General features: G+C 45.0%; 15 protein-coding genes and 1 tRNA gene. 2 read left to right on the top strand and 14 right to left on the bottom strand.

Annotated features, from left to right (window positions below; genetic code table 11):
• Window positions 1-329 precede the first annotated feature (329 nt).
• The 14 genes from Q338_RS10305 to Q338_RS15380 form a co-directional block, all read right to left on the bottom strand.
• Window positions 330-2,111 (bottom strand): tetratricopeptide repeat protein, encoded by a 1,782-nt coding sequence (locus tag Q338_RS10305; protein ID WP_169815860.1) that lies wholly within the window; start codon window positions 2,109-2,111, stop codon window positions 330-332.
• Window positions 2,112-2,316: 205 nt separating this feature from the next.
• Window positions 2,317-3,237 (bottom strand): MetQ/NlpA family ABC transporter substrate-binding protein, encoded by a 921-nt coding sequence (locus tag Q338_RS10300; protein ID WP_034295060.1) that lies wholly within the window; start codon window positions 3,235-3,237, stop codon window positions 2,317-2,319.
• A gap of 57 nt (window positions 3,238-3,294) precedes the next feature.
• Window positions 3,295-3,774 (bottom strand): hypothetical protein, encoded by a 480-nt coding sequence (locus tag Q338_RS10295; RefSeq protein WP_034295058.1) that lies wholly within the window; start codon window positions 3,772-3,774, stop codon window positions 3,295-3,297.
• Between the two features lie 87 nt (window positions 3,775-3,861).
• Window positions 3,862-4,557: an aspartate/glutamate racemase family protein gene (locus tag Q338_RS10290; protein ID WP_034295055.1), complete on the bottom strand. Its 696-nt coding sequence runs from the start codon at window positions 4,555-4,557 to the stop codon at window positions 3,862-3,864.
• A gap of 59 nt (window positions 4,558-4,616) precedes the next feature.
• On the bottom strand, window positions 4,617-5,339 hold the full coding sequence (locus Q338_RS10285) for a nuclease-related domain-containing protein (RefSeq protein ID WP_034295052.1): 723 nt from the start codon (window positions 5,337-5,339) through the stop codon (window positions 4,617-4,619).
• Window positions 5,340-5,349: 10 nt separating this feature from the next.
• Window positions 5,350-6,015: a methionine ABC transporter permease gene (locus Q338_RS10280; RefSeq protein WP_034295050.1), complete on the bottom strand. Its 666-nt coding sequence runs from the start codon at window positions 6,013-6,015 to the stop codon at window positions 5,350-5,352.
• Between the two features lie 50 nt (window positions 6,016-6,065).
• Window positions 6,066-6,512, bottom strand: coding sequence for a hypothetical protein (locus Q338_RS10275; protein ID WP_034295048.1), 447 nt, complete (start codon window positions 6,510-6,512; stop codon window positions 6,066-6,068).
• Between the two features lie 31 nt (window positions 6,513-6,543).
• Complete coding sequence (locus Q338_RS10270; RefSeq protein WP_147293693.1) at window positions 6,544-6,912, bottom strand: lysozyme inhibitor LprI family protein; 369 nt, start codon at window positions 6,910-6,912, stop codon at window positions 6,544-6,546.
• Window positions 6,913-6,949: 37 nt separating this feature from the next.
• Window positions 6,950-7,375, bottom strand: a complete 426-nt coding sequence (locus Q338_RS15215) for a hypothetical protein (protein WP_244773114.1) — start codon at window positions 7,373-7,375, stop codon at window positions 6,950-6,952.
• The gene (locus Q338_RS15210; protein ID WP_051968603.1) at window positions 7,333-7,752 is read right to left on the bottom strand and encodes a hypothetical protein; all 420 of its coding nucleotides are present in this window, start codon (window positions 7,750-7,752) and stop codon (window positions 7,333-7,335) included. Before Q338_RS15210 ends, Q338_RS15215 begins: the two co-directional genes overlap by 43 nt.
• A gap of 91 nt (window positions 7,753-7,843) precedes the next feature.
• Complete coding sequence (locus Q338_RS10260) at window positions 7,844-9,421, bottom strand: AbgT family transporter (RefSeq protein ID WP_051968602.1); 1,578 nt, start codon at window positions 9,419-9,421, stop codon at window positions 7,844-7,846.
• 139 nt (window positions 9,422-9,560) lie between these two features.
• Entirely contained in the window at window positions 9,561-10,298 is a 738-nt protein-coding gene (locus Q338_RS10255) for a methionine ABC transporter ATP-binding protein (RefSeq protein WP_051968601.1), read from the bottom strand.
• A 156-nt stretch (window positions 10,299-10,454) separates the two neighbouring features.
• Entirely contained in the window at window positions 10,455-11,024 is a 570-nt protein-coding gene (locus tag Q338_RS10250) for a tRNA (mnm(5)s(2)U34)-methyltransferase (protein ID WP_034295044.1), read from the bottom strand.
• A 28-nt stretch (window positions 11,025-11,052) separates the two neighbouring features.
• Entirely contained in the window at window positions 11,053-11,184 is a 132-nt protein-coding gene (locus Q338_RS15380; protein WP_280517501.1) for a hypothetical protein, read from the bottom strand.
• A gap of 74 nt (window positions 11,185-11,258) precedes the next feature.
• On the opposite strand from Q338_RS15380, the gene ispE reads away from it, so the two are divergent.
• Together ispE and Q338_RS10240 are read left to right on the top strand one after the other, a co-directional pair.
• Window positions 11,259-12,098 (top strand): 4-(cytidine 5'-diphospho)-2-C-methyl-D-erythritol kinase, encoded by an 840-nt coding sequence (gene ispE, locus Q338_RS10245; protein WP_034295042.1) that lies wholly within the window; start codon window positions 11,259-11,261, stop codon window positions 12,096-12,098.
• 94 nt (window positions 12,099-12,192) lie between these two features.
• Window positions 12,193-12,268, top strand: a tRNA-Gln gene (locus Q338_RS10240).
• The last annotated feature ends 18 nt before the right edge of the window (window positions 12,269-12,286 follow it).

Raw genomic sequence — 12,286 nt, 5'->3', positions numbered from 1 at the left:
CTCTCCGCCGTCAAATCCGCCACGCTGTTTTCAGGCAGCCTGATAATTTCATCGCCTAAAATAATCGGATAATCATACACTTGCCCAGCTACTTCCAATGCGCCATTTTGATAAGATTGCACCGTGAGCAAATGCCCCAAATCCTGTTCCACAAATTCCATAAACCATTTCCCCAATATGAATAATATAGTCGTAGAAATGAAAATGCAGTACAAGGCGACAACGCCCGCCGTGTACGAATAGTACATAAGGGCGTTGGCAACGCCGTACTGCTTTTTCAGTTCTGCGACTATAAGGCAGCCTGAAACCCTTTTCAGGCTGCCTGTGAATTAAAATTTCACATTATATTTCAACAATGTTTGATTCAAAACCCTGTCATTTTTATCCAATTTCAAGCCTTCCTGCCACACCGTCCGTGCCTTATCTTGCTCGCCCATCAGCCAATAGGTTTCGCCCAAATGCGCCGCCACTTCCGCGCTGGGTTCATTTTTGTAGGCAAATTCCAAATAAATTTTCGCGGTGGCATAATCGCCTTTCATAAAATACGCCCAACCCATGCTGTCATTAATCGCTGTATTTTCAGGGTCTTTTTGATAGGCTTTGCTGATTAATTCCGCGCCCTCATTCACAAATTCAGGCAAAGACAACAAAGTGTAGCCCAAAGAATTTTGCGCCGCCGCACTTTCAGGATTCAAAGCCAAATATCGGCGCAAATCCACAATCGCGTCATTCAAACGATTCAATTTGTCGGAATACAAAATCCCGCGCTGATACAATAATACGCCAATTCTTTGATTATCCGAATTTTTTTCGGCTGCTTTCAACATACGGTTTAATTCCGACAACACAGCCTGCGGCGCACGCGTTTCCGCCAAAGCAAACACATAAAATTGTTCACGTTGCGCTTCTTCAAAAATATGGTGCTGGATATTGGGCGCAAGTTCACGGTTATCATTGTATAACTTAATCACTTGATTCCATTGCTTACGTTCCGCCGCCAGCGACATTTCCAACACATTTTTATCAAACGCAAATTCGGCAGCCTGAATACGCGCTATCCATTTTTCCGCCTCTTCCCACCGATTGTCGCTCAAAAAATGAATGGCTAACATGGTGGCGGCGCGACCTTTTTGTTGTGGCGTGCCGTGTTGATGGGCTTTTTCCAGATAAATCAAGGCTTCTGGTGCATTTTTATTGTGTTGATACGCTTGCGAAGCCGCTAAAAAATACAAATTGGCGTTGGGATTATTGTCCAATAATTTTTTCAAACGCTTTTGCGCTTCGCCATATTTTTTTGCCTGAATCAGATTTTCAATTTCCAATTCCTGCCACATGGTAGGCAAATCGCGGCTGTCGTGTTTATCAAAAAATTTAAATAAAATATTGGGTTGCTCACGAATCAACACGCCCAAAGTCATGCGCGTTACATAAGACAATTCCGTGTCAATTTCCGATAATTTTTTCAATGCCGCGATGGTGTGTTTGGTTTCCTGATTGCCTGCGCTGTAAATGGTTTCCGCAATCATCGCTTCGGGCATATCGGCGTATTGCCATGCCAATTTGTGAATGTGTTTGCCGCCCGTGCGCACCATTTCCGAATTATGCAAACTCACTTGCGATAACATCAGGAAAATACGGCGAACTTGACCTTCTTCCGCTTCACTCAAAATGGCGTCAAGCTGCTCAAACACTTCTGGCGCATTGCCAGAAGCCAAAGCGCGCGCCCATGAAATACGGCGTTGCGCGGGGCTGGCGTCGGGCTGAATGTCTTGCCAGAGCGCGTAAATTTCTTCTGCCAACTGATATTGGCGCAAACTCACCGCTAATTCCATTGCCCGTTCTGCCACTTCGGGGTCTTTGGTTTTTTTCAATACCGCCAAATAGGTATTCAACGCCAATTCAGGCTGCCCACGTTCCAGCGCAATTTCCGCGCCCAAGAGCGAAAAAGTATTTTGCGTATCTTCAATAATTTTGCTGCGTTCTAACTGTTGAGTGATACGCGTAACACGTTGTAATTCTGGAGATTTGTTGATGTCCACATGATTGGGGGTGTGTGCTGCCCACAGGCTGCCTGAAAGCCCAAAGCCCAGCAAGCCCACTAATACACGCATTTTGCAATTCAATAAAGGCATAGTTTATTCAGTCATTTGGTTTGGGTTGATGAAAACAGCGTGATTTTAACATAGGCATGGGCGGGGAAATGTTTTTTACATGATTTATCTATTTATTCAAATGCTTAAATTGACAAAGCCATAAAATCAGGCAGCCTGAAAACGCCTACACATTTTCAGGCTGCCTGATTTTTACCTATTCCAATTATTTGGCAGACGAAGCAGCCACCGCGCTGGCTTCCGCAACCGCAGAATCTGCCGCCTGTTCGCCCCAAGCCGCAGGGTATTTGTAACCTGCAAATTTGGTTTTCGCATACGATTTAAATTCATCGGAATTGTAGGCATCTGCCACGTCTTTCACCCACGCGCTGTCTTTGTCAGCGGTGCGCACGGCAGACCAGTTCACATAGGCAAAGCTGGGTTCTTGGAACAAAGTTTCCGTCAATTTCATGCCCGATGACATGGCGTAATTACCATTTACAATCGCAAAATCAACGTCTTGGCGTGAACGTGGCAAGTTTGCCGCTTCCATTTCCACCAATTTGATTTTTTTGATGTTGTCGCCAATGTCGCTCACGGCAGCTTTGAGTGGGTCAATGCCGTCTTTCAGTTTAATCCAGCCCAATTCGTCCAACATCACCAAAGCGCGCGCCAAATTAGATGGGTCGTTGGGAATGGATACGCTGCTGCCTTCTTTCACGTCTTCCAATTTTGCCAATTTGCCAGCGTACAAGCCCAAAGGCGCGGTTGGCACTTGGAACACTTCCGCCAAATCCAATTTGTGTTCCGCTTTGAAGGTGTCCAAATAGGGTTTGTGTTGGAAAATATTGATGTCAATTGCGCTTTCCGCCAATGCTTTATTTGGGGTAACGTAGTCGGTGTATTCGGTCAAGGTAACTTTGTAACCTTTTTTCTCCAACATGGGTTGGATTTGCTCTTTGACCATATCGCCAAAATCACCAGCAGTCGTGCCGAAACGGATTTCTGCTTTTGCCACCACAGGCGCAGAAGCCGCACCCGAAGCTGGGGCGGCTGTTTGGCTAGATTGCGCTTGTTGTCCGCCACATGCCGACAATGCCAATGCAATCACGCCAGCCAAAGACAATTTAAAAATACCTGTGTTCATTGAAAAAAACTCCAAAAGTTTGGTTTAAAAAATAAAATTAAAAAAAGAAAATGTTTTTCAGGCTGCCTGAAACACAATTTTCCCGAGCCAAATAAATTGTATTGCGCCAATCAATAGGGCGATTGTTGCGCCTGTTTTCATGGCTGTGCTTTCGGGGCGATATGCACCATGAAAATTGGGTTTCTTAACGCTGGGCAAAGCCACACCCCAAAAAATAAACAGCCAAAACAAAGTAATAATCGCTGCATAAACCCACGCATTTATCCAAAAAGCAAACATTATCATCAGGCAACGAATCAATATTTGCAAATAAATCAAATGGTCTTGTTCCACTTCTGCGTCCAAAGCACGAAATTCAAAACCCCATTGCAATTTGTTCAACAAAAACCAATGGGCAATCAGCATGACAATCACGGTTTGTCCGCCACTTGGCTTGGCTGAACCAACTGTAAGAACGCCTTGTAAATTTTGCGTAACCAACAAAATGACGGCAAACAAAAACATCTGCCCCAAACCCAGCAATCCGCCAAATGCCAAAAATTTGCATTGCCCCCAACGAAAGTATCGGCACGTTGGTCGTCATAAAATTCAATGATGTCGGGTTCATGCATTTGTTTTGACCTTTCAGGCAGCCTGAAACAAATAATCCACCGCCATTTTAATGTGAATCTCGGTGCTGTCAAACAAAGGCGTGGGTGTATCCTGCTGCTGCACCAATAAGCCGATTTCGGTGCAACCCAAAATCACGCCCTGTGCGCCTTGTTTTGCCAAATCCGCCATTGTGTTCAGATAAAATTGTTTGCTGGATGCGTGTATTTTGCCCACACACAATTCTTCAAAAATAATGCGGTGGATTTCCGCTTGCGTTTCATCATTGGGAACAAGGGCTTGTATGCCACGCGCTGCCAATCCGCCACGGTAAAAATCATCTTGCATGGTAAAGCGCGTGCCGAGCAAACCCACGGTGTGCATTTGATTGTGTTGAATGTTTTCCGCGACCGCGTCCAAAATGTGCAAAAAGGGTACATCAATATTTTGTTCAATTAAATCAGCCACTTTGTGCATGGTGTTGGTTGCCAACACAATCGCATCAGCCCCTGCGTTTTGCAGATTTTTTGCCGATTGCGCCAAAATTGCGCCAGCGCCTTGCCAATCGCCCGATTTTTGTTTTTGGACAATTTCTTCAAATTCAAGGCTTTGTAAGATGATTTTCGCGCTGTGGTTGCCACCCAAACGCGCATTGACCAAACGGTTGATTTGCGTGTAATAAATCGCGGTGCTTTCGGGCGACATGCCGCCGATAATGCCGATTGTTTTCATGGTTTTATTCTTTCTTTTTTTTAAGGTGTTGCTAATGAGTTTTCAGGCTGCCTGCACATTTATTCTGTTTGAAATTGCTTGATGTGTGCGGCTAATCTTTCTGGTGTGGCTTGCCATTGTTCTTGCGACAAAATTTGGCAAACTGTCTGAATTTGTGGTTCAGTTAAAATTTCTGTTTTAAATTCATCAATATAATTGAATAAATCCCGTATCAAGCACACATTTTTAGGCAAATCGGTTTTAAGCTGACAATCACGATGTGTGAACACCACCACCGAATGAAAATGGCTTTCAGGCAGCCTTAATAATGATGATAAGGCTTTGATGTGTTTGTAATTTTGTCGCAATGGGTTTTTAAACTGAAATTTACTGTGGCGCGATAAAGTGTGTGTCCAATTTACTTGCTTGGCTTGACCATAAATCCAGCCTGAAAAATACTTTGCTTCCAGCACAAAAATCCCAAATGGCGACACGATAATGTTGTCAATTTGTGTGGTTTTATCTTGGCTTGGGATAATCAAATTATTGAAATGAATGTATTTTTGTCGGTCTAATTGGCTTAATGCCATCACTTTAATGATTTGTTCGCCCACCGCGCCTTTTTTCTCGGATAAGGTTTTTTCGGTTTTGAAAACACTGGGCTTTTTTTCGTCTGTTTTGGGTTTTGGGCTGGGAGTGTGTTCATCGTCATCATCTTGATTGTCGGACAAAGGCATAAAATATGCCGCAATCGCAATGCCCAAAACAATAAACAAAACAAATAAATAAACCAATGTTGTCATGATTTAGCCCTTATCGCTTATTCAATTTTTTTGACAACACATTCCCCAAAGTTTGCATGGCAACCACCAACACCGTCAAAATCGCCACCACCGCCGCCATCACATCGGGCATATAACGCTGGTGTCCGTAACGTATCCCCAAATCGCCAATGCCGCCACCGCCAATTAAGCCTGCCGCCGCGCTTTCGCCCAAAATCGCAATCATCAAAATGGTAACGCTCAACACCAAGCCCGAACGTGCCTCGCTCAATAACACTTTGAAAATAATGGTTTTGCGTGATGCACCCATGGCTTGCGCCGCCTCAATCACGCCTTTGGGAACTTCGTTGAGATTTTGTTCCACCAAACGCGCAAAATAAAAACTTGCCGCCACGCTCAATGACACGCAAGCCGCACCCCAACCAAACGATGTGCCGACTATCAGGCGTGTGAGCGGCATCAGCACTATCATCAAAATCACAAATGGAAACGCGCGCATAAAGCTGACCAGCCAGCTTAACACGCCATTTAATTTTGTGTTTTCAAAGATTTGTCCGCGACCCGTTGTGAACAGCCACACGCCCAATAGTCCACCCAAAACCACGCTCACGCTGGCGGATACACCCACCATCAGCAGGGTTTCCAACAGGGCTTTTTGAAATTCGGGAAGTAATTTGATGATGTTTTCTAAATTCATGATTATTTTTAAAATAGTGGGTTAAAAAAGGTTTCAGGCTGCCTGAAAAATCAATCATAAAATTCAGCAGGAACATCATGATTGAGTTGTTTAAAAATGCTTGTATTAAATTGCAAAGTTTTGGGTTTGCAAACCACGTCCGAGACTTTGCCCATGCTGTTTCGCAGCCATAAGCCAGATTTTTGCTGACCAATCATATAGGGACTAAATAACACTGTACCGTTTGTCAGAAAAATATCAATGATTTCAATATTTTCGCCATTGTCCGCAATCACGCGTGTGCTTGTGCCATAAACTTCGCCAATTGGTACAGAAAAACGCCATTCAGGCTGCCTGAAATTTTTGCCAAATTGATAATGAATGCGGTCATTTTGTTTACTTAATTGAATAATTTTATTGTTTTTTGTTTTACAAGCAAACAAAATCTGCCTTTCCGATTTGGCATAAGCAAAACCATTTAGCAATACCAAAAAACACATCAAAATCCGTTTTTTCATCGTCAAAAATCCTTTCAGGCTGCCTGAAAAATTATTTTACTTCACGCAATTCACGCACAATATTTTGCATTTGTTTCAATCGTGCCGCGTAACGTTCGTGTTTGCACGCCAACAAACCCAATCCAGAGCCTGCACCTTGTGCCATTGCGCTGGGCGTGTTTTCAAATTCACAATCTTTTTCAATGAATTGCAACCACAATTTTTGTGATTGTTCAAAACTTTTGTGCGCGTCATGCGTGTTCAGTTTGACCAATTCTCGGTAAGTGGCGTTCATTTTCGGTTTGATTTTGGCGATTTCACGTTCATGGCAATCTATGTCTTCGTAAACATTGCCTGTTTCGCAAACGGCTTGCGCCAACAAGGGCAAACACAACATCATTAAAAATAAAGATTTTTTCATCAAAATCACCTTTCAGGCTGCCTGAAAAATATTGGGTTTAATAATCGATGTCTTTCAAAACATAATTTTTCGGCTCAATGTATTTGCCTGATTTGGCGTCAAAATTCATGCGGTAAACCTGTTGGCGGTATTTTTTCTGCCCTGAATGACCGTTTACCGCGATTTGAATCGGATAAAAACCGCCATTTGGCGTTTGGTCGCGCAAGATTTTGATTTTGCTGTCCAAATCAAACAAGGTGTTTTTCACGCAATCTTTTTGGCGTTTGGGTTCGTCTTCGTAAATTTCGCATTTGTCGCCATAATAGCCGTAATTGCTGTGGCTTTCGCCCAACCAGCTTACGCCGATTTTGCGCCCGCCATTGTGGTGGAACAGCACATAATGGCTGCCTGAAACGCCTTGATGAACATCGCCGTGCGTGGTCAAAAAGCCCATTTGTCTTTGCCAAATTCGTGGAACGTCCATTTTTCGGGCGCAACGCCAAATGAACCCACGCTTTCACGCGGTGCGCTGGCAAGCAACGCCCAATCATTGCCAGATTGGTGTTTCAACACAAAAAAGCCCGCTAAACCTGTGGAGGCATGTCCGCCACTTTCGCGATTTTCAGTAAAATCAAAGCGGTCGCCTTTGTACAATAAATACATCAGCTTACCTTGTGCGGTGTCGCGGATTTCGCGTTTGTGTTGGCGCATACAATAATCGCCCGCGTCGCCATCTTGCACTTGATGACATTGATTTTGTTGCGAATATTTGGGGTAGATTTTTTGGATAATTTGTTCGGGCGTTTGTGCGAAAACATTGCCACTTAAAAACAGTAAGCTGAATAATAAGGTTTTTTTCATGATTTTCTCCGTTTTAGGCTGCCTGAAAATGATTGCCGATTATTAGGATTTTAGGATTTTTCAGGCTGCCTGTTGTCAAAAAACATTGATTTTAGGGCTGATAATAAATGGGCGAACCTGGTCCAACGGGCAAACCCAATACAAACACCCAAATGTAAAACGCAAAACTCCAAAACAACAAGAAAATCACCGAATAGGGCAACATAATCGCAATCAAACTGCCCACGCCCATGTCTTTCTTATAGCGTATGCACACCGCCAAAATCAAACCAAAAAAGCTCATCAAAGGCGTAATAATATTGGTAACAGAATCGCCAATGCGGTAGGCAGCCTGAATCGTTTCAGGCGCGTAACCTGCCAACATCAGCATAGGCACAAAAATCGGTGCGGTTACCGCCCATTGTGCCGAAGCCGAACCAATCATCAAATTGATGAACGCGCAAATCACAATAAAGCAGAACATCAGCAAACCGCCTGTTAAACCAATGTTTTTCAGAAATTCCGAGCCTTGCACCGCCAAAATCGGGCCCAAATTGCTCCAACTGAAATACGCCACAAATTGCGACACAAAGAAAATCAACACCAAATACAAAGACATGGATTTCATGGAACTTTCCATGCCTTCAATGATTTGTGCGCTGCCTTTCATCGTGCCAGCCACGTGCCCAAACACAATTCCCGTAATGGAAAAGAAAATAAACACAAACGCCACAATGCCATTCATAAAGGGCGAACTGGTGATTGAACCTGTTTTCGGGTTACGCAAAATGCCATTTTCAGGCAGCAACAACGCCAAAACAATGCCCGTCAAAACCAATAATGTTACGCCAGCCGCTTTTAAACCGCGTTTTTCGTCATGTGTTAATTGGTGCATATTCAGGCTGCCTGCTTCGGCTGTACCTGCTTCGGCTTCGTATTTGCCCAAGCGTGGTTCGGTGATTTTTTCGGTAATCAACCAGCCCAACAATGAAATAAAAATCGCGCTGAATGCCATAAAATACCAGTTGGCTTCTGCGCCGACTGTGTATTCAGGGGCAATCATGCGCGCGGCTTGTTGGGTAATGCCCGACAAAATCGGGTCCACCGTGCCAATCAGCAAATTCGCGCTGTAACCGCCCGACACGCCTGCAAACGCGGCAGCAATGCCCGCAATCGGGTGTCGCCCCAAAGCGTAAAACACCATGCCAGCCAAGGGGATAATCACCACATAACCCAATTCAGAAGCCACATTGGACATCACACCTGCAAACACAACTGCCAATGTAATCAAGCGTTTGGGCGCATTCAAAATCAGCGCGCGCATGGCAGCCGAAATCAAACCCGAGCGTTCTGCCACGCCCACACCCAAGAGCGCAATCAAAGCCGTCCCCAAAGGCGCGAAACCTGTGAAATTGGTGACTAAATTTTCCAGCATTTTGACAATACCATCGCCATTCAGCAGATTGACCACGCGAATCATGCCGTCCGCCGCGCGACCTTTGGCACCTTCGGGGCGCGGGTCCATCACGCTCCAATCAAAATACGCGCCGATTGCCGAAGTCAGCAATAAAATTCCAATAAAAATCAAAAACAAAACCACAGGGTGTGGCAATAAATTCCCCAGCCATTCAATGACATTGAGCAATTTATGCAAGCGTTTGTTTTTTAAAGAATCGGATTGATGATTCATCACAAGCTCCCATATATTAAAAATTGAGTGAAATGGAGATTATGGTGTGGCAGCCTGAAAAAGATAAATAATTAAATGGCATATTTTATGCAAAATATTCATGAAATCGTGTTTCAGTCAGGCTGCCTGAAATCTGTATTTAATCATCTCGCAACAATTCTTGCCCAATTTCCGATTGTGCCAAAATCACGCCATCTTTCACTTCCGCCACTTCCAATAATTTTCCTTGATGTAACAAAGCTGTACGATGACACAATTTGCGAATCACGCTCATTTCATGCGTTACCATCACAATGGTTACATTGAAACGTTCATTGATTTCTTTCAAGCAAGCCAACACGCTGCGTGTGGTAATCGGGTCAAGCGCGGAGGTCGGCTCGTCCGCCAAAATCACGCTGGGATTGGGCGCAAGCGCACGGGCTATGCCGACACGTTGTTTTTGTCCGCCCGATAATTGCGCGGGATAATGCCCAGCGCGTTCGGTCAAACCGACAATTTCCAAACATTCCGCCACACGCGGCGCGATTTTTTCAGGCTGCCAGCCCGCAATTTCCAAGGGAAACGCCACGTTTTCGGCTACGGTTCGGTTGCTCAATAAATTAAATTGTTGAAAAACCATGCCAATTTGTTGGCGGGCTTGGCGCAGTTGGGCTTCGTTCATGGCGGTTAAATCTTGCTTGTCAATCAAGACCTTGCCCGTATCGGGGCGTTCCAAGAGATTGATTAGGCGCAATAAGGTGGATTTGCCCGCGCCCGAGTAGCCCATTAAACCGAAAATTTCGCCTTGTTCAATGGTTAAATGGGTGGGTTCTACGGCGGTAAACCATGATTTGTCGCGATTTTGGTATTTTTTGGAAATATTGTCTAATATAATCATTTGTTTATAAAAATAAAAAAGCCCTTAATCGGGTTTGTGAAAATTTTCAAGGCGTTGCGCCCACTTAAATTGGATTAAATGCGATTGCGTGGGGCGTGTCAAGATAATTTGTTTCTATGCTTTAGATGGTTGGGTGATATGTGGGAAATTTGTTTTTCAGGCTGCCTGAATTTTCTCCACCGCCAATATAAACGGCGGACAATTGCTCTGATTGACAAATTCATAACGCAATACGCGAAATTGTTGCTGCGGCAATTGGGCGACAAAATCGCTGATTGCCCGACTTTCCAGCTTGCCCATTTCATGCCCGTGATACAATACTAATACCATCAAGCCATTGAGTTTTAATAAATTTAAGGCAGCCTGAATCGCCGCCAAACTGCTTTCAGGCAGCGTGGTAATGCGGTGGTCGCCGCGTGGCAAATAGCCAAAATTAAACACGGCGGCGGCAATTTGGGGCGGAACGTGTTGCGCCATCGTTTCGTGTCCCGCGTGAATCAATTGGACACGCGGCAACAGATGGTGTTCACGCAAACGCTGTTCAGTGGCGGCGAGCGCGGCGGCTTGAATATCAAAGGCATACACGCGCCCCGTGTCGCCGACCAAACGGGCGAGTAGGGCGGTGTCGTTGCCGTTGCCCATTGTGCCATCAACGGCGATGTCGCCCGTTTTCAGGCAGCCTGAAAGTAGGCTGTGGGCAAAGGGTAAAATATTTTGCAAATACATCGGATAATGAGTGAGTTTGGTAAAATGGCTATTTTATCAAGCCATTTGATGTTTCAGGCAGCCTTTTGGTACACGGTAATTGTACCAACATCAAAAATGTAGGGTGCGTACCACGCACCAACACATTCAAATTGCTGTCAATTTGGTGCGTAATACGCACCCTACATGAATTTTGTTGTGTACTGACAGGCAGCCTGAAACCCTATTTTATCAACCCACACAGCGAAATTTCCCATGCAAACCTACTTATCCCCCGCCAAACTGAATTTAGACCTACGCATTATCGGCAAACTCCCCAACGGCTACCACGCCCTAGAAAGTATTTTTACACTCATTGATTTATATGACGAAATTCGCATTGCGCCACGCAGCGACCGCCAAATTATTTTGCACACCCCCACCGATGGCGTGCCGCCCGAACACGATTTAACCGTCCGCGCCGCCCAAGCCCTGCAAAACCATTCAGGCAGCCTGAACGGTGCAGAGATTTGGTTAAACAAAAAAATCCCGATGGGCGGTGGACTGGGCGGCGGCAGCTCCAATGCCGCGACCGTTTTATTGGCATTGAATCAATTATGGGATTGCCAATTCAATCAAGCCCAATTAATTGACATCGGCGTGAAACTTGGGGCGGACGTACCATTTTTTATTTTTGGGCAAACAGCGTTTGCGCGTGGCGTGGGAGAACAATTACAGCCCATTGATATTCCACAACAATATTATGTACTCGTGCGCCCAGACGAACACGTTGCCACCCCCAAAATTTTCGCCCACCCCGATTTGCCACGTAACAGCCCCAGCAACCCAAACCCAACATGGGACAATCTCCAGCCCCTGCGTAATGATATGCAAGCTGTTGTATTACAAGATTATCCCAAAGTTCAGGCTGCCTTTCATCTTTTGGCGCAACACGGCGAACCGCGCATGACAGGTTCAGGCTCCTGCCTATTTTTGCCCTGCGAAACGCCACAATTGGCGGCGGAAATCCAAAGCAGGCTGCCTGAAAATTGGCAAACTTGGTGCGTGAAAAACATCACACATTCACCTTTGTTTACTTTATTATCAAATAGATGAATTAATACGGCAAATAAAGCGATTGACAGCGCAAACAATAATCGCCATAATGCCGACTTTCTGATGTTGCAGAGCAAAATCAGCAGCAAGCAGTTGGGGAGTCGTCAAGCGGTTAAGACACTGGATTTTGATTCCAGCATGCGAAGGTTCGAATCCTTCCTCCCCAGCCAAGAAACCGTTTCTTGGGG

It is taken from the genome of Alysiella crassa DSM 2578, assembly GCF_000745955.1.
GTDB classification, from domain to species: domain Bacteria; phylum Pseudomonadota; class Gammaproteobacteria; order Burkholderiales; family Neisseriaceae; genus Simonsiella; species Simonsiella crassa.
The sequence above is the reverse complement of the archived record's forward strand: the minus strand, read 5'-3'. Positions and strand labels throughout refer to the sequence as shown.

Bases quoted from the DNA above. Each gene is read 5' to 3' on its own strand.
- Q338_RS10305 (WP_169815860.1), bottom strand. From the start codon at position 2,111: ATGCGTGTATTAGTGGGCTTGCTGGGCTTTGGGCTTTCAGGCAGCCTG.
- Q338_RS10300 (WP_034295060.1), bottom strand. From the start codon at position 3,237: ATGAACACAGGTATTTTTAAATTGTCTTTGGCTGGCGTGATTGCATTG.
- Q338_RS10290 (WP_034295055.1), bottom strand. From the start codon at position 4,557: ATGAAAACAATCGGCATTATCGGCGGCATGTCGCCCGAAAGCACCGCG.
- Q338_RS10285 (WP_034295052.1), bottom strand. From the start codon at position 5,339: ATGACAACATTGGTTTATTTATTTGTTTTGTTTATTGTTTTGGGCATT.
- Q338_RS10280 (WP_034295050.1), bottom strand. From the start codon at position 6,015: ATGAATTTAGAAAACATCATCAAATTACTTCCCGAATTTCAAAAAGCC.
- Q338_RS10275 (WP_034295048.1), bottom strand. From the start codon at position 6,512: ATGAAAAAACGGATTTTGATGTGTTTTTTGGTATTGCTAAATGGTTTT.
- Q338_RS10270 (WP_147293693.1), bottom strand. From the start codon at position 6,912: ATGAAAAAATCTTTATTTTTAATGATGTTGTGTTTGCCCTTGTTGGCG.
- Q338_RS15215 (WP_244773114.1), bottom strand. From the start codon at position 7,375: ATGGACGTTCCACGAATTTGGCAAAGACAAATGGGCTTTTTGACCACG.
- Q338_RS15210 (WP_051968603.1), bottom strand. From the start codon at position 7,752: ATGAAAAAAACCTTATTATTCAGCTTACTGTTTTTAAGTGGCAATGTT.
- Q338_RS10260 (WP_051968602.1), bottom strand. From the start codon at position 9,421: ATGAATCATCAATCCGATTCTTTAAAAAACAAACGCTTGCATAAATTG.
- Q338_RS10255 (WP_051968601.1), bottom strand. From the start codon at position 10,298: ATGATTATATTAGACAATATTTCCAAAAAATACCAAAATCGCGACAAA.
- Q338_RS10250 (WP_034295044.1), bottom strand. From the start codon at position 11,024: ATGTATTTGCAAAATATTTTACCCTTTGCCCACAGCCTACTTTCAGGC.
- ispE (WP_034295042.1), top strand. From the start codon at position 11,259: ATGCAAACCTACTTATCCCCCGCCAAACTGAATTTAGACCTACGCATT.